The following is a 22,433-nucleotide window of genomic DNA, read 5'->3' on the forward strand; positions in this document are numbered from 1 at the left end:
TATCGTCACGCCATCGTGCCGGCAAAGCTGTCCTTGTGCGGTACGTTGAAAAGAACATGTCGGCCGTTATAGAGGACGATAAGATCGGCTGTGCGCCGCCGTCCCGATGCGGCGGATTTTCGGAGGAGTGGAGCAGATGAAACGAGTTTTCCGCGCAGGGCTCATGGGAGTGGCTGCCGCCGTGGCGTTGTCCGGCAGCGCCCTTGCGGCAGATTATCCGACGAAGCCGATCGAGATGATCGTCGCCTTCGCGCCGGGCGGCGGCACCGACGTTGCCGCCCGCTCGATCGCGAGCTTCATGGAGAAGCACCTCGGCGGCGGCGCGCGCATCGCCGTCATCAACAAGCCCGGCGCCGGCGGCGAGATCGGCTGGACGGCGGTCGCCCAGGCCAAGCCCGATGGCTACACCATCGGCTTCATCAACGTGCCGGCCATCAATGCGCTCGTCGTCGAGGGCAAGGCCAAGTTCAAGATGGACGACTTCCAGCCCATCGCGAACCTCGTCTACGACCCGGGCGTGCTCGTCGTCGGCAAGAACAGCCCGTACCAGTCCGTGAAGGACCTCGTCGAGGCGGCCAAGGCGAAGCCCGGCTCGATCGCCATCGGCACCTCCGGCGCCGTCGGCTCGTCCGAGCACATCACCATCCTCAATTTCGAGCGCCTGGCCGACGTCAAGCTGACGCACGCGCCCTTCGGCGGCACGGCGCCGGTGCGCCAGGCGGTGCTCGGCGGCCACATCCCCGCGGCGACGATGAATCTCAGCGAGGCGCTGCAGCTCTCGCGCGAGGGCGAGATCCGCGTCATCGGCGTCATGAGCGAGGAGCGGTCGGACTATCTGAAGGACGCGCCGACCTTCCGCGAGCAGGGCTATGACGTCGTGGCCGGGTCCTCGCGCGGCATCGCCGCGCCCAAGGGCATGCCCGCCGACATCGTCGCCCAGCTGGAAGCGGCGGTCGACAAGGCCCTGAACGATCCGGAATACCTCGAGGCGGCCAAGAAGGCGGAGATCCCGCTGCACTATCTCGCCTCGGGCGACTACAAGGCCTTCCTCGACAAGAGCACCGCCGACCTCGAGGCGACCTGGAAGGTCTCGCCGTGGCGGTGACGGCCGGTCCCTTTCGACGCATCGTCGAGATCGTGTTCGCGGCGGCGCTCATCGCCGTCGCGGGTGGGGTATTCGTCCTCTCGGCCGATTATCCGGCCGAGAGCGCGGCCTTCCCGCGCGTGCTGGCGGCACTGCTCGCCTTGTGCGCCGTCGTGGTCACCGTGCGCCAGCTCCGGCACGGCGCCGAAGCCGGCGGGCAGCCGTTCTTCGCCCATCTGCCGCGCTTCCTGCTCGCGGTCGTGATCCTCGTCGCCTATGTCGCGGCCATCGGCGTCGCCGGCTACCTGCTGCCGAGCTTCGCGCTCGCCGTCGGCCTGCCGTTCGTGCTCGGCTATCGGCGCCTCGCGCTCACCGTCCCGCTCGCCCTCGGCACGCTCGCCGCGATCGTGCTCATCTTCAATGTCGTTCTCGAGCGGCCCCTGCCGCCCGACGTCCTGATGCACCTGTGGGAGACGGTGCGGTGATCGATGCCCTTGTCCACGCCCTGCCACACGTCTTCGCGCCGGCCAATCTCCTCGCCGTCGTCATCGGCTCCATCGCCGGCCTCGTCGTCGGCGCCTTGCCCGGCCTCACGGTGACGACGGGCATCGCCATCCTCATTCCCATCACCTTCGGGCTCGATCCGCTGTTCGCGCTCGGCATGATGGCCGGCATGTACAATGCCGGCAGCTATGGCGGTGCCATTCCCGCCATCCTCATGCGCGTGCCCGGCACGCCGGCCTCCGTCGCCACCATCCTCGACGGCTACGAGATGACGAAGCGGGGCGAAGCCGCCTATGCGCTGCAGGTCGCGGTCGTCTCCGGCGTCATCGGCAGCGCCCTCTCGGCCATCGCGCTCATCCTCTTCGCGCCGCCGCTCGTCAAGGTGAGCCTGCTGTTCGGGCCGGCGGAATATTTCTGGCTGGCGATGCTCGGCCTTGCCACCATCTCGGCGCTGCTCGGCGACGACCTCGTCAAGGGTGTCACCGCCTCGCTCATCGGCCTCCTCATCGGCACGGTCGGGCAGGACCTGACGAGCGGCACGGAGCGCTTCACCTTCGGCAGCCTCGAGCTGATGGACGGTTTCAGCATCGTGGTGCTGCTGACCGGGCTCTTCGCTTTGCCGCCGGTCTTCCAGATGGCGGAGGAATCGATCAAGGAAGGCATGTCGGCCGCGGCCCTGAAATTCAGGAAGCAGCGCTCCGTCCTGCGCGAATGGCGCTATTTCCTGCCCGTCTGGCTGCGCAGCTCCGCCATTGGCGTCTTCATCGGCATCATGCCGGGCGCCGCCGGCAGCATGTCGTCCTTCCTCGCCTATAACGACGCCAAGCGCGTGGCGCGCAGCCCGGAAACCTTCGGGCAGGGCAACCCGGAGGGTGTCGCGGCCTCGGAGGCCGGCAACGGCGCGGACAATGCCGCCGCGCTCATTCCGGCCCTGTCGCTCGGCATTCCGGGCTCGGGCGTCGCGGCCGTCATTCTCGGCGGGCTGCTGGTCCACGGCCTCAGGCCCGGGCCGCAGCTCTTCCGCGACCATCCGGACGTCGTCTACGGCTTCATGCTGCAGATGCTCCTGTCCGCCTTCCTGCTGCTCGTCGTCGGCGGCCTTGCCGCGACGCGCATCTTCGGCCAGGTGCTGCGGCTGCCGCGCGTGGTGCTGGCGCCGCTGATCATCCTCTTCGTCGCCATCGGCGTCTATGCCGTCAACAACGCGATGTTCGATCTCTACATCCTCGTCGGCGTTGGGCTCGTCGCCTATGTGATGGAGAAGCTGGGCTATCCGCAGGCGCCCGTCGTGCTCGGGCTCATCCTCGGACCGATGGCCGAGAGCCAGCTGCGGCTCTCGCTCACCATCTCCCAGGGCAACCCGGCCGTGCTGGTGTCGTCCTGGGTGTCGATCATCATCGCGCTGCTGACCGCCCTCGTGCTGGTGACGCCGCTCTACCGGGCCTGGCGCGAGCGGCAGCGCAAGCCGGCGGCGGCCTGAAGGCCGCCGCTCGGCCCGCTCAGCCCGAGGCGAGGGCGTAGTCGAGCGGTATCTCGGTCGTCGACTTGATCTCCTCCATGGCGAACATGGAGGAGACGTCGGTGAGGTCGACGCGGCTGATGAGCTTCTTGTACACCGCGTCATAGGCCGCGATGTCGGTGACGAGGGCGCGCAGCAGATAGTCGATCTCGCCGCTCATGCGGTAGACGTCGACGATCTCCGGAATATCGGCCACGGCCTTCTGGAACTTCTCGAGCCAGGCGAGCGTGTGCTGGCTGGTGCGCACCGCGATGAACACCGTGACGCCGGCGTTGAGCTGCTTGCGGTCGAGCAGGGCGACGCGCTTGCGGATGATGCCGGCCCGCTCCAGCTTCTGGATGCGCCGCCAGCACGGCGTGGGCGAGAGGCCCGCCCGCTCCGCGATCTCGGCGATGGAGAGGGTCGCATCGCCCTGCAGGGCGGCAAGGATGCGACGGTCGAATTCGTCGATCGCCATGGGCTGTCCGCCTGCTATGCCTTGCCCGCCGGCCAGCCGTGCCGGGCGCGCTGCAGCAGTTCGTCCTTCGACAGGCCGTCGAGGCCGAGCACGGGCAGGAGGTCGTTCTCGGCCCGGAAATCGCGCCCCCAGATGGCCGAGACGAGCGTGATCGCCGCCGCATGCACCGAGGTGTCGACGCCCGCGATCTTGCCCACCGCCTCGGCGAAGACGAGACCGTAGGGCACATCCTCGAGGATGAAGCGCGTATCGAGCGAGGTCGGCCCGGGCGGGCCGCCGCGCCGCGCATGGATCGTCCGCGCGATCTCGGCGAGGTCCGTCATCGGTACGTCGAAGGAGCGGTGGAAATGCTCCTCGATGGGATGGATCGTCAGGCCGAAGGCGCCGGCGACGGCGAGCCGCTCGTGGTCCAGCGTCGTGATCAGCCGGCTGACGGAATCCGTCATGTAATGGTACTGCGGCCAGTTCTCGCCGCGTTCGATGCGCGTGAGATTGCCGAGCGCCAGCCCGAGATGGGCCACCGGGTTGATGTTGATGAGCGAGGTGGCGAGCACGTCGGATTGCGCGAGAAAGCGGTCGCCGAAGAGCGTCCGGCAGGTCTCGATGCCGACGGCGGCCTGCGAGACGGGCAGGGTGGCGACATGCAGGCTGGTGCGCACCGTCATGATCGCGACCTCGGTGCCGCTGCGCCGGCGCGCCGTCAGCACCGTGGTGCCCCAGGTGGCGATCGGCACCTCGACGCCCCGCTCGGCGAGGAGACGCGACAGGTAGAGCGCGCTCAGCGAGCACAGCGAGCTGATGATCACCACCTGGCCCGGCCGGATGTGCGGGGCCGCCGCCTCCATCACGGTGCGATGCCCGTTGCCGGGAACGGCCACGAGGATGACGTCGGCATCCGCCACCGCCCCGGCCGCGCTCGAAGCGACCTCCGGCCGGCACTCGCCCTCGATCTTGCCGCTGTAGCGCAGGCTCTCCCCCGCCGCGAGCTCGCGCGTGCCCGCGCCCGACGGCGACCAGAGCACCGGCACATGGCCGTGGTGGGCGAGCCAGGCGGCGGTGGCAAGACCGATGCCCCCGGTCCCGAGAATGGCAACCTTCATGTCGTCTCCCGAAAGATTCCTTGTACACACCGGCGCATTTCCGGCGCCGGCTGCCGATCATAGCGCGGTGCGCGGGAAATCCTGCCCCAATTTGCCGGGCTGTGGAGCATGCAATTTCGGGTGGTTATTTGAGCGCCCGCCTTCGCGCAAAACGGTTCCCGCGCCCGCTAGCGATTGAGGCGGGCCGCGAGCGCATGGCCGGCAAAGACGGCGCAGAGCGACAGGAGGACGACGGCGGCCAGATAGAGCGCGGCGACCCCGGGGCGGTCGAGGAGGAGGATGAGCGTATCGAGGCTCATGGCCGAGAAGGTGGTCAGCCCGCCGCACAGTCCGCCCATGACGAACTGGCGCCCGGCCGGGCCGATCATGACGCGCCCGTCAGGGCCCGTAAGGGTCGCGAAGAAGCCGATCACGAACGAGCCCGCGACATTGACGATGCCGGTCGTGCTGTAGGGCGGGACGACGGGCCACGCCCCGGTGCCGACGGCGACGAGAAGGCGCAGCAGCGACCCGAGCGCCGCGCCGCAGCCGACAGCGAGATAGATGCGGATGGTCTCGCGCCGCGTCATCGCCCGTGCCTCACCGTGCGAGGCCTGCTGCGGCCAGAAAGCCTGCGCCGGTGGCGGCGAGGCATGCGAGGGCCGATGCCACGACGTTGAAGGCCGCGCCGCGCTGCTCGCCGTCGAGCGCGAGATTGAGTGTCTGCAGGGAGAACGAGGAGACGGTGGTATAGCCGCCGCAGAACCCGACGATGAAGAACGCGCGAAACGCTTCGCCTGCAAAGACACCGCCGTGCCTCTGGCCAAGCCCGGCGAGAAAGCCGATGAGGGCGGAGCCGGAGACGTTCACCGCGAAGGTGCCCCAGGGAAAGGTCTCGCCGACCCGGCGGCCGACCGCGCCGGAGACGAAGAAGCGGGACGTGCCGCCGAAAAAGCCGCCGAGCAGCACGAGGAGACAGGCCTGAAGACTCATGGCGAGGCTCACGGCGTCGAATCGTCTGCCGCGCCGGCGCTGCCGCCGTAGCGCACCACCGTGACCTTCTCGAGCGTGACGAGGCAGCTGCTCGTATAGGCATCGAGCAGGGGCAGGAAGCTCTGGATCTTCTCGTCGCTGTCGACGATCTCGATGACGACCGGCAGGTCCTGCGACAGCCGCAGGATCTTGGCCGTGTGGAGAATGCTGGAGCGGCCGAAGCCCAGTGGTCCGCGCAGCACCGTGGCCCCGGCCAAGCCCGCCTCGCGGGCTTTCAGCACGATATCCTCGTAGAGCGGGCGACCATTGGCGCGGTCGTCCTCGCCGATGAAGATCCTGAGCAGCGTGGCCTTCTGCGATATCTGCACGGCAAATCCTCCGAACAGGACTGCAACGGATTATCGGCGCAGGAAGGAGTTCCGCACCGGGCTGGTACGGGGCAATCGGCTGCGCAGCGGTTGGGAGGGGCGGGCCGGCGGGATACGCCGGGCGCTGTGCTGTTCGTTCACGTGGATCCGCATGGCTCGCTCCCCTTCTGTCGTCAACAGTCGGACGGCCCGATGCGGAAGGAGAATGGACGCGTTCCCACCGCGCGTGAGGCGCCCGGTAGGAGTCATCAGCCTCTGCGGCGGTTACGGGGGACCCCATCCCCTGCGGTCTCCTTGATAGCCAACCCGCTGGAGAGGCACAAGAGACCTGCCGGACGGCTCTGGCGCGATCGCCTCCATCAAACGCGATCCGTTCGCATTCAAAGAATGGATTATTGTTTCATATAAATCGGTTACCCATCGCTGTTTCAGCATCACTTGACCTGATGACGTGACTCTCTTCCCGACGCTTGCGCGACATCAAATACGCCGGCGCGCCGGGTGCTAAGCATATGTCGAAGGGCCGGGCGGCGTTGGGCCGCACGAGGCCCTTGTTGAGCCGCGCCGGCGCGATGCTAATGTCGCCGGTGAATGGGAGGCGGTGCGTGCACATGGAGCGCAGGCGGCACGGGACACGGACGCGACGCTGGATAGCGCTCGTCGCGGCCTATCTCTTCGTGCTGCAGTCGCTTCTCACCGGCCTTGCCGTCGAGGCCCATGCCGTCCCCGGCCCGGACGGCGACGTCGCCTTCATGCTCTGCGCCCCCGGCGCCATGGACATGCAGCAGGACGAGGGCGCCCCCGCAACCGACGGGCGCTTCAACTGCTGCATCGCCGGATGTTCCCTGGCGGGCAGCGCCGTGCCGCCGGCAGCGAACGCCTTCACTCCCGTCGCCTACCGCATCGAGGACCGCATCGCCTTCGCGAACCATCGCGACGAGCCGCGCGGCTTCCTCGCCTGGCATTCTCCCGCCTGTCCACGCGGGCCGCCGGCCGCTGCCTGAACGGGCCACAGCGCCCGTCCCCCTGTCCCATCGCAACGCCTTCCCACCCGAAGCGCCACGTTGCGTGTCTTCCCGGAACAGCGCCGGCCAGCACGGCCGGCAAGGCAGGCATCCATGTTCAGAACCGTTTCGAGGCTGCTCGCGGCAGCCGTCGTCATCGCTTGTCCGCTCGCGGCGGGCGCGGCCCCTACCGAAATCACCGATGCGCTCGGCCGCAAGGTCACGGTCGAGCTTCCCGTCGCGCGTGTCGCCGTCAACTTCAACTTCGAGGAATTCACGGCCGTGGCCGGGCTCGAAGGCTGGCGCCGCGTCGTCGGCATCTCGCGTACGCCGTGGGAAGGCTGGCGACCGGCCATCTTCTCCCGCTACAAGGCGGTCATCCCCAACCTCGCCGACATGCCCGATATCGGCCACACCGACGACGGCAGCTTCAGCGCCGAGAAGGTGATCGGCCTGAAGCCCGACGTCCTTCTCATGTCCGAATGGGCCTACAAGGCGCTGACGACGGCCCGCGACCAGATCGAGGGCGCCGGCATCCCCATCGTCGTCATCGACTACAACGCCCAGGAGCTCGACCGGCATGTCGCCTCGACGCGGGCCATCGGCCGGATCATGGGGGCCGAGGAGCGCGCGGAAGAGCTCGCCGACCTCTATCAGCGCGAATATGCCGACGTCATGGCCAGGGTGGAGCGGGCCAGAAGCGAGCGGGCCGGCAAGCCACGCCCCAAGGTCTATGTGGAACTGGGGCAGGGCGGCGCCGACACCGTGGGCAACACCTACAACGGCACCATGTGGGGCCGGATCATCACGCTCCTCGGCGCCGAGAACCTCGCCGAGGGCCGGCTGCCGGGGCCGTGGGGGCAGCTCAATCCCGAGACCGTCATCGCCGAGGACCCGGACCTCATCCTCATTGCCGGCTCGTCCTGGGTGAACCGGCCGAAGGCCGTGCGCACCGGCTATGACATGACGCCGGACGGCACGCGCGCCACCCTGCGCCCCTATGCCGAACGGGCCGGCTGGTCCGACCTTGCCGCCATCCGCGAGGGGCGGATCGCCGCCATCGAGCACGGCCTGTGCCGCACGCTCTACGACTTCGTCGCGATGCAGTTCATCGGCAAGCTGCTCTATCCCGCCGCCTTCGCCGACGTCGATCCGGTCGGGGCCTTCCGGGACTACCACGAGAAGTACCTGCCGATCCCCTTCAGCGGCACCTGGATGCTGGACTACGGCCATGACTGACGTGCTCCTCGCGCCGCTGGCGCAACCCCGGGCCGAAGGCATCGCGGCCCTGCACGGCGCCATCGCGCGGCGCCGCGCCATGGTCCTCCTCGCCGGCAGCCTCGGGCTCGTCGCGAGCCTCGTCCTCGATGTCGCGACCGGCCCGGCCTTCCTCTCGCCGGCCGATGTCGTGCGCTCCCTCGCCGGCATGGCGGGAGAGCGTTCGGTCGATGCCATCGTGTGGTCGATCCGGCTGCCCGTCGCCTTCGTCGCGCTCGTCGTCGGCGCGGCGCTCGGGCTGTCGGGGGCGATCATGCAGACCATCCTCAACAATCCGCTGGCGTCGAGCTATACGCTCGGCGTCTCGGCGGGCGCGGGCTTCGGCGCCGCGCTCGTCATCGTCATCGGCGTCGCGCTGCCCGTGCCGGAGGCCTATGCCGTTCCCGTCATGGCCTTCCTCTTCGCCGGGCTGGCCTGTGCCGGCGTCTACGCCATCGGCCAGACGCGCGACGCCTCGCCCGAGATGCTGGTGCTCGGCGGCATCGCGCTCCTCTTCCTGTTCCAGGCGCTGCTGTCGCTCCTCCAGTTCGTGGCCTCGCCCGAGGCCCTGCAGCAGATCGTCTTCTGGCTGTTCGGCAGCCTGCAGAAGGCGACATGGGGCAAGCTCGCCATCATCCTCCTTGTGCTCGTCGCCTGTGTGCCCTGCCTCATGCGCGATGCCTGGCGGCTCACGGCGCTCAAGCTCGGCGACGAGCGCGCCCGCGGCCTCGGCGTCGACGTGCGGCGGCTGCGCCTGCGCTGCTTCGCTCTCGTCTCGGCGCTGACCGGCGTCGCGGTGGCCTTCGTCGGCACCATCGGCTTCATCGGCCTCGTCGCGCCGCATGTGGCGCGCATGCTGGTGGGGGAGGACCAGCGCAGCTTCCTGCCGGCATCCGCGCTCTTCGGCGCGCTTCTCCTGTCGCTCGCCTCGATTGCCAGCAAGACCGTGCTGCCGGGCGCGATCGTGCCGATCGGCATCGTCACCTCGCTCGTCGGCGTGCCCTTCTTCGTGTGGCTGACGGTATCCTGCCGGAGGGCCTTCTGGTGAAAGTCGCCATTTCGCAGCTCGCCGTGCGCTACGGCGCGACACAGGTCATCGATGGGCTCGACCTTTCGGCCGGGCCCGGCGAGATCCTCGCCATCCTCGGGCCGAACGGCTCGGGCAAGTCCTCCCTTGTGAAGGCCGTGGCCGGCCTCGTGCCGCACGCCGGGTCCATCACCTTCGACGGCGAGGCCCGGCGGCCGGGGCGCATCGGCTACATGCCGCAGGACATCGGCGCACGCGCCGCGCTGACGGTGCTGGAGACGGTGCTGCTCGGCCGGCTGGGCCGGCTCGGCCTGCGCGTCGGGGAGGCCGATCTCGCGGCGGTGGACGCCGTCCTGTCCGAGCTCGGCCTGCACCGGCTCGCCGCCCGCTATCTGGGCGAGCTCAGCGGCGGCCAGCGCCAGCTCGTCTTCCTCGCCCAGGTGCTCGCGGCCGAGCCGCGACTGCTCATGCTCGACGAGCCCATCAGCGCGCTCGACGTGCGCCACCAACTCGAGGTGCTGGAGATCGTCCGGCGCCTCACCGTCGCGCGGCGGCTGACGACGCTCGTCGTGCTGCACGACCTCAACATGGCGGCCCGCTTCGCCGATGCGGTGGCCGTCATACGCAACGGCCGGCTGGCGCGCTTCGGCGCTCCGGCCGACGTCATCGACGAGGCCATGCTGGCGCAGGTCTTCGGCGTCGAAGCCTCCGTCGCCCTCGCCGGCGACGGACGCCCCAACGTCACGCCGCTGCGGGCGTCCAGGCACTGATCAGGACGCTGCATGCCGCGCGCGATGCGCCGTGACAGGGCGCCGGTAGCGGATGAAGCAGGAGCCGGCGGCATCGATTTCGACGCTCGCGTCGACCTTGAAGACCTCGGCGAGGCGCCGGGTTGTCAGGATGTCGGCAGGCGTGCCGAGCGCGACGAGGCGGCCCGTCTGCATGACGGCGATACGGTCGCAGAACATGGCGGCGTGGTTGAGGTCGTGCAGCGCCGCGACCACGGTGAGGTCCTGCGAGCGCACGAGGTCGAGCAGGCCGATCTGGTGCTCGATGTCCAGATGGTTGGTCGGCTCGTCGAGGATGAGGATGCGCGGCTCCTGCGCGAGCGCGCGGGCGATGTGGAGCCGCTGGCGCTCGCCGCCGGACAGGGTCTGCCACGAACGCGACGCAAGATGCGTCATGTCGACGTCCGCCATCGCCTTGTCGACGATCGCGTCGTCGCGCGAGGACCAGGGGGAGAGGGCGCTCAGATGCGGCGTGCGGCCGAGCGCGACGGCTTCGCGGGCCGTCAGGCGTTCGGCCGTTTCGGCCTGTTGCTCGACGAGGGCGATCCGGCGCGCGAGATCGCGGCGGTTCATGCGGGCAAGGGGCGTGCCGGCGAGCGTGACGGTGCCCGAGGCCGGCGCACGCAGGCCGGCCAGCATGGCGATGAGGCTCGTCTTGCCGGAGCCGTTCGGCCCGACGAGGCCGAGGAACTCGCCCGGCCTGACATCGAGCGACACCCGGTCGACAATGGCCCGCCGTCCGGCCCGCCAGACGAGGTCCTGTGCGCTCAGCATCATCGGGCAACGGGCCTGTGAATGAGGATCATCGCGAAGGCGGGCGCCCCGACGAGCGCCGTCATGACGCCGATGGGCAGGACCTGCCCGGGAATAACCGTGCGGGACAGGACGTCCGCCGCGATCATGAAGGTCGCCCCGATGAGGGACGAGGTGGGCAGCAGCCGCCCGTGCCGCACGCCGACAATGAGGCGCGCCGCGTGCGGAATGACGAGCCCGACGAAGCCGATCGAGCCGACGATGCTCACCATGGTCGCCGTCATGAAGGCGCAGGCGGCGATGAGCACCGCATAGACTCGCTTCACCGGCACGCCGAGCGATGCCGCGGACCGGGAGCCGAAGGCGAAGGCATCGAGGGCGCGCGCATGGGCGAGGCAGATGAGGAGCCCGCCGAGCGCCACGGGCACGGCGAGCGACACGTCGGGCCAGCGCACGCCTGACAGGTTGCCGAGCAGCCAGAACATGATGCCGCGCGCCTGGTCGGCCGTCGCCGATTTCGTGACGACGAAGGAGGTGAGGGCGTTGAAGAGCTGGGAGCCGGCGATCCCCGCGAGGATGATGGCCGCCGGGCCCCGTCCGGCCCCGAGCGCGAGCAGCGCGACGAGGCCGAAGGCGAGGAGCGCTCCGGCGAAGGCGCCGAGCGACAGCGATACGAAGCCGGAGCCGAGGCCGAGGATGGCGACGGCGACCGCCCCGCTCGATGCGCCCGCCGAGATGCCGAGGATATACGGGTCGGCAAGCGCGTTGCGGAGCAGGGACTGGAGCACGACGCCGCACAAGGCGAGCGAGGCGCCGCAGCAGGCGGCGACGAGGGCGCGCGCGATGCGGTAGTTCCAGACGATGCCCTCGTCGATGGGATCGAGCGCATGGCCCGCGCCCCACAGGCGGTTGGCCACGGTCTTGGCGACGGTCTCCACCGGAATGGACGTCTCGCCCACGGCCGCGCCGAGCGCGAGTGCCGCCGCCAGGGTCGCGGCGGCGACGAGCCCGCCGGCGACGAAGCGCAAAGGTGCGAGCGCCGGCCTCGCTTGACTCGCGTCGACCTCCGCCGAGGGTAACGGTAGCGACGTCACTTGGCGGGACCGGACGCAACGAGACCGGACTTCTCGAGCGCCTCGGCGAGCACCTCGATGCCCTCGATCGTGCGGATCGTCGGGTTCATCGCCTGGGCGTCCATGACGACGACGCGGCCGTCCTTCACCGCCGGCATGAGGCGCGCGACCGGATCGGTCTCGAGGAACTTCAGCTTCACGGCGATGTCGTCGGCCGGGTAGCGGCGCCGGTCCATCCGGCCGGCGACGAGGACCGTCGGATTGGCCCGCGCGATCGTCTCCCAGCCGACCGTCGGCCATTCCTCCTCGCTGTCGATGACGTTGCGGATCCCGAGCGTCGCCATGATGTAGCCCGGTGCGCCGCTCAGCCCCGCGACATAGGGGTCGATGTCGAGCTCGGCGCTGGAGAACCAGAAGACGGCCGATACCTTGCCGTCGAGCGAGGCGATCTTCTGCCGGGCCGCCGCTTCGCGCGCCTTCAGTTCGGCGATCAGTTCGTCCGCACGCTCCTTGACGTCGAAGATGCGGGCGAGATCGTCGATCTCCTGATAGATCAGGTCCATGGAGAACTTGGCGGTGCGCACGCCGTCGCCGCCGCTCGAATTGTCCTTGCCGATGCAGTCGGCCGGCGAGGTGTAGACCGGGATGCCGAGCTCGGCGAACTGCTCGGGCGTCGCGACCACGCCCTGCGGGCCGATCTGCCACTGGAACTGCGTCGCGACGAGGTCCGGCTTCGCGCCGAGCACGCTCTCGAAGCTCGGATCATTGTCGGCAAGCCGCGGGATGGTGGCATTGACCTCCTCGTAGCCCTCGATCACCGGCCCGAGCCACACCGCCGTACCGACGACCTTCTCGGCAAGGCCGAGAAGGTAGAGGATTTCCGTCGCGCTCTGGCCGACGGAGACGGTCCGTGCCGGCGCACGGGTGAAGGTGAGGTCGCGGCCGCAATTCGTCACCGTCAGCGGATATTGCGTCTGCCCGGCGACCGCGGGTGGGGCAAGCGCGAAGAGGGCGGCTGCACCGCAGGCCCCGAGGAAGGGGCGAAGGAATTCGGACAAGGTCATGGTCCCTCTCGGAAAACAGGCCATTCCGGTTCGCCGCTGGTCCCGTTCGGGACCGGCGCAGGCGGTCAGGAACGCGCCGTAGCTGAAATTGGCAACGTTATAACATTTCATTACGTCGTGCCGTATACCGGCGCAAGACCGTGTGCACGGCGTTCGCGCCATGCGCTGGCGGCCGGGCAACGGATGGAAGGAGCGGATCGTGGCATCGCCTCAGTCCCAGGCGAGCGCGCCGCCGTTCTGATATTCGATGACGCGGGTCTCGAAGAAGTTCTTCTCCTTCTTGAGGTCCATCGCTTCGCTCATCCAGGGAAACGGGTTCGGCGTCTCGGGAAACACCGGCGGGAGGCCGAGCTGAGCGCAGCGGCGGTTGGCGATGAAGTGCATGTACTGCTCGCACAGCGCCGCGTTCAGCCCGAGGAAGCCGCGCGGCATCGTGTCCCGACCGTAGGCCGCCTCGAGCTCGGCCGCTTGCTTCAGCATGGTCCTGAGCTCGTCCTGGAAGGCGCCGGTCCACAGATGCGGGTTCTCGTGCCTGATCTGGTTGATGACGTCGATGCCGAAGTTCAGATGGATCGACTCGTCGCGCAGGATATACTGGTACTGCTCGGCGATGCCGACCATCTTGTTGCGCCGGCCGAGCGACAGGATCTGCGCGAAGCCGGTGTAGAACCACATCCCCTCGAAGACGACGTAGAAGGCCACGAGATCGCGCAGGAAGGCCCGGTCGGCCTCCGGCGTCCCGGTCTCGAAGGCGGGGTCGTCGAGGCTCTGCGTGTGGCCGAGCGCCCAGGCCGCCTTGTCGGTGATCGACGGCACCTCGCGGTACATGTTGAAGAGCTCGCCCTCGTCGAGCCCGAGGCTCTCGACGATGTACTGGAAGGTATGCGTATGCACCGCCTCCTCGAAGGCCTGCCGCAGGAGATATTGGCGGCACTCGGGATTGGTGAGATGGCGGTAGATCGCCAGCACGATGTTATTGGCGACCAGGCTCTCGGAGGCGGCGAAGAAGCCGAGGTTGCGCTTCACCATGCGCCGCTCGTCCTCGGTGAGGCCGTCGCGCGACTTCCACAACGCGATGTCTGCCTGCATGGAGACCTCGGTCGGCATCCAGTGATTGTTGCAGGCCGCGAGATGTTTCTCCCAGGCCCAGCGGTACTTGAGCGGCAGCAGCTGGTTCACGTCGGCGCGCGCGTTGATCATGCGCTTGTCGTCGACCGTGACGCGGGCGGCGCCGCGTTCGATGGCGCCGAGGCCGGTGGCGGGATCAATGGCGCGCGCGGCGGCCGCGGGGGTCTGCCAGTCGAGCATGGCCCTGTCTCCTTGTCTTGCCGTCACTGGCAGGCTTCGCAGCCGGGATCGTCGATGGAGCACGCCCTGGCGCCGTCCGATGCGGGACGGGCGACGGGCGCGGCCGAGACCGCGTTGAGCCGGCCGTCGACGCCCTTCAACGTCGATTTCTCGACATGGGTGGCCGAGCGCGAGCGCAGGTAATAGGTCGTCTTGAGGCCGCGCCGCCAGGCGAGGCGGTAGGTCTCGTCGAGCTGCCGCCCGGAAGGATTGGCGACATAAAGGTTGAGCGACTGCGCCTGGTCGATCCATTTCTGCCGGCGGGCCGCCGCCTCGACCAGCCAGGAGGGCGCGATCTCGAACGCCGTGGCATAGAGCGCCTTGAGATCGTCCGGGATGCGGTCGATCTGCCCGAGGCTGCCGTCGTAATATTTGAGATCGGAAATCATCACCGCGTCCCACAGGCCGCGCGCCTTGAGGTCACGCACGAGCGCCGCGTTCACGACGGTGAAGTCGCCCGACATGTTGGATTTGACGAACAGGTTCTGGTAGGCGGGCTCGATCGACTGCGACACGCCGCAGATGTTGGAGATGGTCGCCGTCGGGGCGATGGCCAGGCAGTTCGAATTGCGCATGCCGATGCGCGTCACGCGCGCGCGCAAGGCCGGCCAGTCGAGCCGCATGCTGCGGTCGAGGTCGAGCCGACCGCGCGCCTCGGCCAGCCGTTCGATGCTGTCGATCGGCAGGATGCCCTGGGACCACAGCGAGCCCTCGAAGCTCGGATAGCGACCGCGCTCGGCGGCAAGATCGACCGAGGCCGAGATCGCCTCGAAGCTGAGCGTCTCCATGCTTTCGTCGGCAAAGCGCGCAGCCTCCTGGGATGCGTAGGGGATGCGCAGCCTCTGCAGCGCGTCCTGGAAGCCCATGATGCCGAGGCCGACGGGGCGGTGCCGCAGGTTCGAGCGCCGCGCCTCCGGGATCGTGTAGAAATTGATGTCGATGACGTTGTCGAGCATACGCATCGCCGTCTTGACGGTCTGCGCGAGACGCTCGCGGTCGAGACCATCGGCGATGACGTGCGCGGCGAGATTCACCGAGCCGAGGTTGCACACGGCGACCTCGTCGTCCGACGTGTTCAGCGTGATCTCGGTGCACAGGTTCGAGGAATGCACGACGCCGGCGTGGCCCTGCGGCGAGCGGATGTTGCACGGGTCCTTGAAGGTGATCCACGGGTGGCCGGTCTCGAAGAGCATGGTCAGCATGCGCCGCCACAGGTCGATGGCGCGGAGCTGCTTCCACACCTTCATCCCGCCGCGCGCGGCCTTCTCTTCGTAGGTCTCGTAGGCGGCCTTGAAGGCTGGCCCGTAGAGGTCATGCAGGTCCGGCGTCTCGTCTGGCGAGAAGAGCGTCCACGGTCCGTCCGCCTCGACGCGCTCCATGAACAGGTCCGGCACCCAGTTGGCCGTGTTCATGTCGTGGGTGCGGCGGCGTTCGTCGCCCGTGTTCTTCCTCAGGTCGAGGAATTCCTCGATGTCGATGTGCCAGGTCTCCAGATAGGCGCAGACCGCGCCCTTGCGCTTGCCGCCCTGGTTGACCGCGATGGCGGTGTCATTCGCCACCTTGAGGAAGGGCACGACGCCCTGGCTCTCGCCGTTGGTTCCTTTGATGTGGGCGCCGAGCCCGCGCACCCGTGTCCAGTCGTTGCCGAGCCCGCCGGAATATTTGGCGAGCAGCGCATTGTCCCTGATCGCCTTGAAGATGCCGTCGAGGTCGTCCGGCACGGTGGTGAGAAAGCACGAGGAGAGCTGCGGCCTCAGGGTGCCGGCGTTGAACAGCGTCGGCGTCGAGGCCATGAAATCGAAGGACGACAGCAGCCGGTAGAAGTCGATCGCTCGTGCCTCGCGGTCGGTCTCGCGCAGCGCGAGCCCCATGGCCACGCGCATGAAGAAGGCCTGCGGCAGCTCGAAGCGGGTGCCGCGCGCGTGCAGGAAATAGCGGTCGTAGAGCGTCTGCAGGCCGAGATAGTCGAACCGGAGATCGCGTTCGGGCTCGATCGCCGCCGCAAGCCGGTCGAGGTCGAAGCGGCCGAGTTCCGGGTCGATCAGCTCCTGCGCGATGCCGGCCTTCACATAGGCGCGGAAATAATCGCCGTAGCGCTGCGCCATCTCGGCCTGCGTCGCCTGCGCGGGACGACCGGCGAGAAAGGTGAGTGCCTCGCGGCGCAGCTTGTCGAGGAGGAGGCGCGCCGACACCTTGGCATAGTCGGGCTCCGTCTCGATCAGGGTGCGGGCCGCGAGGATCGGGGCGAGGGCGAGTTCGTCGGACGAGATGCCGTCATAGAGATTGCGGCGCGTCTCGGCGAGGATGGCTCCGGCGTCGACCCCGTCGAGCCCCTCGGCCGCCTCTTTGACGAGCGCTTCAAGCCTTTCCGCGTCGAGAGGTATCAGCGCCCCGTCCACCGCTGTCATGCGCAGCGGGGCCGCGGATGCCTCGGCGCCGCCAGCATGCGCCAGCGTCGCGGCGCGCTCCCTGGCCCGCTCCTCACGATAGAGGACATAGGCGCGCGCCACCTTGTGGTGCTCGCCCCGCATCAGGGCGAGCTCGACCTGATCCTGGATGTCCTCGATATGGAACGTGCGGCCGGCGTCGGCCCGCCGAGTGAGGCTGGCGACGATCTGCTCCGTCAGCCCCGCGACGATGTCGTGCACCCGGCGCGAGGTCGCGGCATGGCTGCCCTCGACGGCGAGGAAGGCCTTCGTCAGCGCGACCGCGATCTTCGAGGGATCGAACGGCGTCACCGCGCCGTTGCGGCGGATGACACGATAGGACGGCTCGAATGCCGTGGCGGACGCGACCGGCTGGGCGGCATGCGGCCCGCGGGATGGACGTTCGGTTTCAAGGGACAAAGACACCGGCTTCAAACCCCATCTGCTGGGGGCAAAGGCCGGGCGGATGCGAGGATGGCGTCGACGGCTCACGCCGTGGTCCCGACGACCCAAGCGATCCACCGGGACACCCCGCCCGAGGACGTTTCGTTCCAGTCACGGCAGGTCTCCTGGCTCGCGGGTCGTCGCCTCCGTCCGGCCTTCCCGGAGCCTCACGGGCTCCAGTGACACGAGATGGACGGTGGCTCGCCGCTCACAGTTGCGGGGGCAGCTCCGGCTTGGCCGCTAGGCGCACCGGATTCCCTCTTAGCTCTCGCTTCAGGACGATTCGAGAGACCATGACTACCAGATATCGTGCCGATCATGGGCCGCGGCGTCAATATCTTGCTGGGCGCTCTTCCCCAGCCGTGGCGGCGAGCCGGGGGGCGGCCGTGCGGTCGCCGTTCCGACGCAGTGGCATGGGTCTCCGGCGGTGCGCTGCGGCACATCCCGGCAGCGCCGGCCGAATGATAACTTTCAGCCCCCGGCCGCAATTGGTACATTTTGAAACCAGTGAGGCAGCATGCCGTGTCGCTCGATATCCGCGTTCTTGGAGACCTGACGGTCCTTCGCGCCGGCGAGGCCGTGTCCCTGCCGCCGTCGCGCAAGACGCGGGCGCTGCTGGCCTATCTCGCCATGACCGACAGGCCGCAGCGGCGCGAGCGGCTGTGCGAGATGTTCTGGGAAATCCCGGACGACCCGCGCGGCGCGCTGCGCTGGAGCCTGTCGAAGATCCGCCAGATCGTCGAGAACGGCGAGGGCGGCGTTCTGGAGGCCGACCGCAACACGGTCTATCTCAACAAGGACGGCCTGGTCCTCGATGCGGCGCCGCTGCGCGGCCTCGGCATCCGCGATTTCGAGGCGCTCGGCACCGAAAGCCTGGAGGCGCTCGCCGGCGCCTTCCGCGGCCGTTTCCTCGACGATCTCTCGCTGCCGCGCTGCCCGGAGTTCGAGGCCTGGCGCATCGCCGTCGGCGACGAGCTCGACGTCACGCGCCTGCGTCTCCTGCGCATACTGATCGACCGTCTGGCGGACGAGCCCGAGCGCGCGCTCGTCCACGCCCGCATGTTGCAGGCCCTCGAGCCCGACGACGAGACGGTGCGCACGGACATCCGCCGGCTCGGAGAGGCTGCCCGCCGGATCGCGATGGTCCAGCCGCGGCCGCAGGCCGGGGAGGGCGAGGCTGCGCCTGTCGAGGCCCGCGAGGAGAGGGAGGCGAAGCCCCAGGGCCCGGCCGCAGCCACGCCGCTGGCCCAGGAAATCCGTCGCTGCGCGACGCCCGACGGCGTGCGGCTGGCCTATGCGCTGAGCGGCCAGGGGCCGCCCCTCGTCCGCGCCGCCCACTGGATGTCGCATCTGGAGCGCGACTGGGACAGCCCGGTGTGGAAGCACTGGATGGAGGGGCTCTCGGCCAATTTCCGGCTGGTGCGCTACGACCAGCGCGGCAACGGCCTGTCGGACCGCGACCCGGCCGATCTCACCTTCGAGGCGATGATCGCCGATCTCGAGAGCATCATCGACGCCGCGGGCCTGCGCCGCGTCTTCCTGCTCGGCATCTCGCACGGGTGCGCCACGTCGATCGCCTATGCCGCGCGCCATCCCGAGCGCGTGGCCGGCATGGTGCTCTACGGCGGCTTCAGCCAGGGCTGGCGCAGGCGCGGGGACCCGCGCGAGGTGGCGCGCCGCGAGGCGATGAGTGCCCTGATGCGGGAGGGCTGGGGACAGGACGATCCGGTCTTCCGCCAGATGTTCACCTCCATGTTCATCCCCGAAGCGACGCCCGAGCAGAAGGACTGGTACAACGAGCTGCAGCGGGACACCGTCTCGCCCGAGGTGGCGCACCGAATCTTCGAGGAAGGCGGCGAGATCGACGTGACGGATCTCCTGCCGCGGATCCGCGTGCCGACGCTCGTCATGCATGCCACCCGTGACGCGGTGATCCCCTTCGAGCACGGCAAGGCGCTCGCCGCCAGCATCCCGGGTGCGCGCTTCCTCGCGCTCGACAGCGCCAACCACGTGCTCCTGGCGCACGAGCCGGCCTTCGCCACCTTTCTCGAGGAGACGCGCCGCTTCCTTGCCGATCCGGAAGAGACCCAAAAACTCTCGCAGCCGCCGGCGCGCCTTGGTATCGACCGGTCCCGCCAGTACGTCACGGTGCTGGCCGCCGAGGTCGTCAGCCCGCTCGATGCCGTCGAGACCGTCGATCCCGAGACGGCGGAGCGCGAGCTGCAGCCGATCTACGACCGGCTGGTGGCGGTGATCGAGGAGCACGGCGGCGTCGTCACGGCCAATCTCGACGGCATGGTCAGCGCGACTTTCGGGCTGGCACGGGCGACGGAGGATCACGCCTTCCTCGCCTGCCGGGCGGCGCTCGCGGCGCGGCTCGCGGTCGAGGAACTGTCGCAGGGCGGCGCGCGGCTGAGGGCCGGGATCGACACGGGCGAGGTCATCGTGCGCCAGACGCCCGGACCGGACGGCATCCGGGTCGAGGTGAACGGCGTCGCCCCGCGGTCCGCGAACCGCCTGATGCGCGCGCTGCGGCGAGCGACCATCGCCGCGACGGCCCGCGCGCGGACGGCAGCCGGCGGCTATCTCCAGATGCAGCGGATGCGCCACGCCGAACATCCGCAACTCGGGCGGGACGAGCGGGCCTACGAGCTCGTCAGCGAGAACCACGCCCTGTCCCGCTGGCATCTCAGGGCCAATCGCGGGCTGACCGGCCTCGTTGCGCGCGAGGCCGAGCTCAAGAGCCTCATCACGGCCTGGCGGCGCGTGCGCGAGGGCCATGGCCAGGTCGTCGGCATCGTTGCCGATCCCGGCCTCGGCAAGTCGCGCCTCGCGCACGAGTTCCTCGCCCTCGACGAGGTCGCCGGCTTTGCCGTTCTCGAAAGCGGCGGCCATGAATTCGATGCGAGCGTCTCGCTCGGCGTCGCCAAGAAGCTGCTCCTGTCCGCCTGCGGCATCCGCGGCGAGGACACGCTGGAGGAGGCGCGCGACCGCTTCCTGCGCCGGCAGGCCGAGCTTGCGCTCGACCCGGGCCACGTCGCGCCGTTGTCCTTCCTCGCCGACATGCCGGTCGAGGACGAGGCCTGGCACCGGCTCGACGCGCGCGAACGGACGGCCCGCGTCTGCGCGGCGATGAGCGCCTTCCTCATCGCCGTGAGCCGGCAGGCGCCGCTCGCCCTGCTGGTGGAGGATCTGCACTGGATCGATGCGGAGAGCGAGGCCATCGTGAACCGCCTCGTCGATGCGATCGGCGCCAACCGCATCATGCTCATCGCCACCTATCGGCCGCACTACCGGCACGGCTGGGCACGCAGGGGCTCGTTCCAGCAGATCAGGCTGGAGCGTTTCGTGCGCGAGGAGATGGACGCGTTCCTGACGGCGCTGCTCGGCTCCGACCCGAGCCTCGGGGACCTGCGTGCGCTCCTGACCGAGCGGGCCGAGGGCACGCCGCTGTTCCTCGAGGAGATGGTGCGGGCGCTGGCCGCGAGCGGCGCCCTCATCGGCCAGCCCGGCCACTTCGAGGCGAGAAGCCCCGTCACCGACGTGGTCGTCCCCTCATCGGTGCAGTCGGTTATCGCCGCCCGCATCCAGCAGCTCGGCGATACGGAGCGCCAGGTGCTGCAGGTTGCCGCCGTCATCGGCCGCAACGTGCCGCGCCCGCTGCTGCAGCACCTCATGGCCGGGGCCGACCTCGATGCGGCGCTCACCCGCCTGCAGGAGCTCGAATTCCTCTTCGAGGTGCAGAGCTTCCCGCATGTGGAATACACCTTCAAGCACGCCCTGACCCTCAACGTCGCCTACGATTCCCTGCTGCTGGAGGATCGCAGGCAGCTGCACCACAGCGTCTTTGCGGCGATGGAACGGCTCTATGCCGGCTCGCTGGCTCACCACATCGAGCAGCTGTCCGAACATGCATTTCGCGCCGAGCAGTGGGAGCCGGCCGCACACTACCTGCTGCTCGCCGCGGGCCGGGCCGAGGAGCGTTCGGCCTATGCGGCGGCGGCGCAGTTCCTCGAGAAGGCGCGCAAGGCCGTCGCGGCCCTGCCGCGGACGCCGGAGACGCTCGCCCAGGCGATCGACCTGCGCGTGCGCATGCGCCCGGCCTACGGGGCGCTCGGCGAATATCACAAGGCGCTCGGCCCGCTGCTGGAGGCGCGCCAGCTCGCGATGGAGCTGGGTGATCCGCAGCGCATCTCCGACGTTCTCCTCCATCTGAGCTATCTCAACAGCTCGCACGGCCGCTTCGAGGAGGCGCTGGAGCCTGCCGAAACACTCAACCGCGCGGCGACGGCCAACGGTGTCGAGCGCTGCATCAGCGAGTCCGACCTCGCCGCCGCGCAGGCCCTCATCCTGCGCAGCAAGGCGCGGCAGGTGCTGGAGCGCCTTGCCCCGCACGAGGAACGCTTCACCAGGCTCTGGCGCCTGGAGCGCTTCGGGCAGATCGGCGCGCGATCGGTCTGGTATCTCGGCCATCGCGCCCAGGCGCAGGCCCGCCTCGGCCTGTTCGATGAGGCCGACCTGACGCTCGCCGAGCTGCGCCAGGTGGTCAGCGAGGTGGCGCGGCCCGTCGACAGCTGCGCGGAAGTCTATTTCACCGGCGTCGTCGAGGTCCTGCGCGGTCCCGACGCGCAGGTGGTGAAGCGCCTGCGGCAGACCGTGTCGGAGGCAAGCAGCAGCGGGCGGCTGCTTGTGCAGGGATGGCTGCTCGCCATTCTCGGCCACGCGGAATTCATGCTGGGCGAGCTGGAGACGGCCTATGCCACGCTCGAGAAGGCCATCACCGAGGCCGAGCGGATAGACCTGCCGCAGTTCGAATGTCACGCCCGGGCCGTGCTGGCCGGCCTGCGCGCACGCCTGGGCGAGCCGGAGGCCGCGGCCAATCTCGGCCATGCGCTCGAACTCGCCCGCCGGCGCGACGACCCGTGGAGCGAGATCGTCGTACTGCGCGGCTTCGCCGAGCTGAAGCCGGCGCGGTCCGCCGTGAACTGGCTGGAAGAGGCCTGCGCCCTCGCACGGCGGCGCGAGCTGCGGCCTGAGCTCGCCCGTTCGCTGCGCGCCCTTGGCCTCACCCAGCGCAGGATCGATCCCGCTCTCGCCGCCGCCACCCTCGCGGAGGCCGACGCGCTCTATGGCGAGATGGGCCTGCGCGAGCGCGTCACCGGCGCTTCGGGGCAGAGGACGGTGGAAAGAGCCGCCGAGGATCACGCCGCGACGGCGATAACGACGTAGCGTCGCCCGGGGACCGG

The 22,433-nt window shown here is 69.2% G+C and carries 18 protein-coding genes and 2 riboswitches; of the genes, 8 read left to right on the forward strand and 10 right to left on the reverse strand.

Going from position 1 to position 22,433, the window contains the following annotated elements; translation table 11 throughout:
• Positions 1-136: 136 nt before the first annotated feature.
• The 3 genes from AL346_RS17980 to AL346_RS17990 are packed head-to-tail and all read left to right on the forward strand — an operon-like array spanning position 137 to position 3,068.
• Entirely contained in the window at positions 137-1,105 is a 969-nt protein-coding gene (locus AL346_RS17980; protein ID WP_245258918.1) for a tripartite tricarboxylate transporter substrate binding protein, read from the forward strand.
• Positions 1,096-1,569, forward strand: coding sequence for a tripartite tricarboxylate transporter TctB family protein (locus AL346_RS17985; protein WP_019403118.1), 474 nt, complete (start codon positions 1,096-1,098; stop codon positions 1,567-1,569). The genes AL346_RS17980 and AL346_RS17985 overlap by 10 nt, the downstream gene beginning before the upstream one ends.
• Positions 1,566-3,068: a tripartite tricarboxylate transporter permease gene (locus AL346_RS17990; protein ID WP_040404922.1), complete on the forward strand. Its 1,503-nt coding sequence runs from the start codon at positions 1,566-1,568 to the stop codon at positions 3,066-3,068. The genes AL346_RS17985 and AL346_RS17990 overlap by 4 nt, the downstream gene beginning before the upstream one ends.
• A gap of 19 nt (positions 3,069-3,087) precedes the next feature.
• Here the strand turns inward: AL346_RS17990 and AL346_RS17995 are convergent, their stop codons facing one another.
• The 5 genes from AL346_RS17995 to AL346_RS18015 all read right to left on the reverse strand — a co-directional run bounded on the left by AL346_RS17995 (position 3,088) and on the right by AL346_RS18015 (position 6,004).
• On the reverse strand, positions 3,088-3,558 hold the full coding sequence (locus AL346_RS17995; protein WP_026015299.1) for an Lrp/AsnC family transcriptional regulator: 471 nt from the start codon (positions 3,556-3,558) through the stop codon (positions 3,088-3,090).
• Between the two features lie 20 nt (positions 3,559-3,578).
• Positions 3,579-4,664, reverse strand: coding sequence for an NAD/NADP-dependent octopine/nopaline dehydrogenase family protein (locus tag AL346_RS18000; protein WP_019403121.1), 1,086 nt, complete (start codon positions 4,662-4,664; stop codon positions 3,579-3,581).
• Between the two features lie 167 nt (positions 4,665-4,831).
• On the reverse strand, positions 4,832-5,233 hold the full coding sequence (locus AL346_RS18005; protein ID WP_019403122.1) for a CrcB family protein: 402 nt from the start codon (positions 5,231-5,233) through the stop codon (positions 4,832-4,834).
• A 10-nt stretch (positions 5,234-5,243) separates the two neighbouring features.
• Positions 5,244-5,636 carry a fluoride efflux transporter CrcB gene (crcB, locus tag AL346_RS18010; RefSeq protein ID WP_026015300.1) on the reverse strand — a complete coding sequence of 131 codons (393 nt, stop codon included), beginning with the start codon at positions 5,634-5,636 and terminating at the stop codon, positions 5,244-5,246.
• An 8-nt stretch (positions 5,637-5,644) separates the two neighbouring features.
• Positions 5,645-6,004 carry a DUF190 domain-containing protein gene (locus AL346_RS18015; protein WP_019403124.1) on the reverse strand — a complete coding sequence of 120 codons (360 nt, stop codon included), beginning with the start codon at positions 6,002-6,004 and terminating at the stop codon, positions 5,645-5,647.
• Positions 6,005-6,236: 232 nt separating this feature from the next.
• Positions 6,237-6,297: riboswitch (Fluoride riboswitch) on the reverse strand.
• Positions 6,298-6,615: 318 nt separating this feature from the next.
• Here AL346_RS18015 and AL346_RS18020 point away from each other — a divergent pair.
• The 4 genes from AL346_RS18020 (at position 6,616) to AL346_RS18035 (ending at position 10,062) form a co-directional block, all read left to right on the forward strand.
• The gene (locus tag AL346_RS18020) at positions 6,616-7,008 is read left to right on the forward strand and encodes a hypothetical protein (protein WP_019403125.1); all 393 of its coding nucleotides are present in this window, start codon (positions 6,616-6,618) and stop codon (positions 7,006-7,008) included.
• Between the two features lie 114 nt (positions 7,009-7,122).
• On the forward strand, positions 7,123-8,247 hold the full coding sequence (locus AL346_RS18025; RefSeq protein WP_019403126.1) for an ABC transporter substrate-binding protein: 1,125 nt from the start codon (positions 7,123-7,125) through the stop codon (positions 8,245-8,247).
• On the forward strand, positions 8,240-9,313 hold the full coding sequence (locus AL346_RS18030; RefSeq protein ID WP_019403127.1) for an iron ABC transporter permease: 1,074 nt from the start codon (positions 8,240-8,242) through the stop codon (positions 9,311-9,313). Before AL346_RS18025 ends, AL346_RS18030 begins: the two co-directional genes overlap by 8 nt.
• Positions 9,310-10,062 carry an ABC transporter ATP-binding protein gene (locus tag AL346_RS18035; RefSeq protein ID WP_019403128.1) on the forward strand — a complete coding sequence of 251 codons (753 nt, stop codon included), beginning with the start codon at positions 9,310-9,312 and terminating at the stop codon, positions 10,060-10,062. Before AL346_RS18030 ends, AL346_RS18035 begins: the two co-directional genes overlap by 4 nt.
• On the opposite strand, the gene AL346_RS18040 is transcribed toward AL346_RS18035, so the two are convergent.
• From AL346_RS18040 to AL346_RS18060, 5 genes are all read right to left on the reverse strand, one after another.
• Positions 10,063-10,857: an ABC transporter ATP-binding protein gene (locus AL346_RS18040; protein ID WP_019403129.1), complete on the reverse strand. Its 795-nt coding sequence runs from the start codon at positions 10,855-10,857 to the stop codon at positions 10,063-10,065. It lies immediately after the preceding gene.
• The gene (locus tag AL346_RS18045; RefSeq protein ID WP_019403130.1) at positions 10,854-11,861 is read right to left on the reverse strand and encodes an iron ABC transporter permease; all 1,008 of its coding nucleotides are present in this window, start codon (positions 11,859-11,861) and stop codon (positions 10,854-10,856) included. The genes AL346_RS18040 and AL346_RS18045 overlap by 4 nt, the downstream gene beginning before the upstream one ends.
• 62 nt (positions 11,862-11,923) lie before the next feature.
• Positions 11,924-12,970, reverse strand: a complete 1,047-nt coding sequence (locus AL346_RS25690; protein ID WP_019403131.1) for an ABC transporter substrate-binding protein — start codon at positions 12,968-12,970, stop codon at positions 11,924-11,926.
• A gap of 210 nt (positions 12,971-13,180) precedes the next feature.
• Complete coding sequence (locus AL346_RS18055) at positions 13,181-14,278, reverse strand: ribonucleotide-diphosphate reductase subunit beta (RefSeq protein WP_019403132.1); 1,098 nt, start codon at positions 14,276-14,278, stop codon at positions 13,181-13,183.
• A 23-nt stretch (positions 14,279-14,301) separates the two neighbouring features.
• Entirely contained in the window at positions 14,302-17,169 is a 2,868-nt protein-coding gene (locus AL346_RS18060; RefSeq protein ID WP_026015302.1) for a ribonucleoside-diphosphate reductase subunit alpha, read from the reverse strand.
• Between the two features lie 115 nt (positions 17,170-17,284).
• Positions 17,285-17,498, reverse strand: a riboswitch (cobalamin riboswitch).
• A gap of 211 nt (positions 17,499-17,709) precedes the next feature.
• Between AL346_RS18060 and AL346_RS18065 the strand changes: the two genes are divergently transcribed.
• Positions 17,710-22,416, forward strand: a complete 4,707-nt coding sequence (locus AL346_RS18065; protein WP_019403135.1) for an alpha/beta fold hydrolase — start codon at positions 17,710-17,712, stop codon at positions 22,414-22,416.
• Positions 22,417-22,433 lie beyond the last annotated feature (17 nt).

Origin of the sequence: Chelatococcus sp. CO-6 (assembly GCF_001271345.1) — a bacterium.
Taxonomy (GTDB): domain Bacteria; phylum Pseudomonadota; class Alphaproteobacteria; order Rhizobiales; family Beijerinckiaceae; genus Chelatococcus_A; species Chelatococcus_A caeni.

Coding starts and splice junctions, on each gene's coding strand:
- AL346_RS17980 (WP_245258918.1), top strand. CDS start 137: ATGAAACGAGTTTTCCGCGCAGGGCTCATGGGAGTGGCTGCCGCCGTG.
- AL346_RS18000 (WP_019403121.1), bottom strand. CDS start 4,664: ATGAAGGTTGCCATTCTCGGGACCGGGGGCATCGGTCTTGCCACCGCC.
- AL346_RS18005 (WP_019403122.1), bottom strand. CDS start 5,233: ATGACGCGGCGCGAGACCATCCGCATCTATCTCGCTGTCGGCTGCGGC.
- crcB (WP_026015300.1), bottom strand. CDS start 5,636: ATGAGTCTTCAGGCCTGTCTCCTCGTGCTGCTCGGCGGCTTTTTCGGC.
- AL346_RS18020 (WP_019403125.1), top strand. CDS start 6,616: ATGGAGCGCAGGCGGCACGGGACACGGACGCGACGCTGGATAGCGCTC.
- AL346_RS18025 (WP_019403126.1), top strand. CDS start 7,123: ATGTTCAGAACCGTTTCGAGGCTGCTCGCGGCAGCCGTCGTCATCGCT.
- AL346_RS18030 (WP_019403127.1), top strand. CDS start 8,240: ATGACTGACGTGCTCCTCGCGCCGCTGGCGCAACCCCGGGCCGAAGGC.
- AL346_RS18040 (WP_019403129.1), bottom strand. CDS start 10,857: ATGATGCTGAGCGCACAGGACCTCGTCTGGCGGGCCGGACGGCGGGCC.
- AL346_RS25690 (WP_019403131.1), bottom strand. CDS start 12,970: ATGACCTTGTCCGAATTCCTTCGCCCCTTCCTCGGGGCCTGCGGTGCA.
- AL346_RS18055 (WP_019403132.1), bottom strand. CDS start 14,278: ATGCTCGACTGGCAGACCCCCGCGGCCGCCGCGCGCGCCATTGATCCC.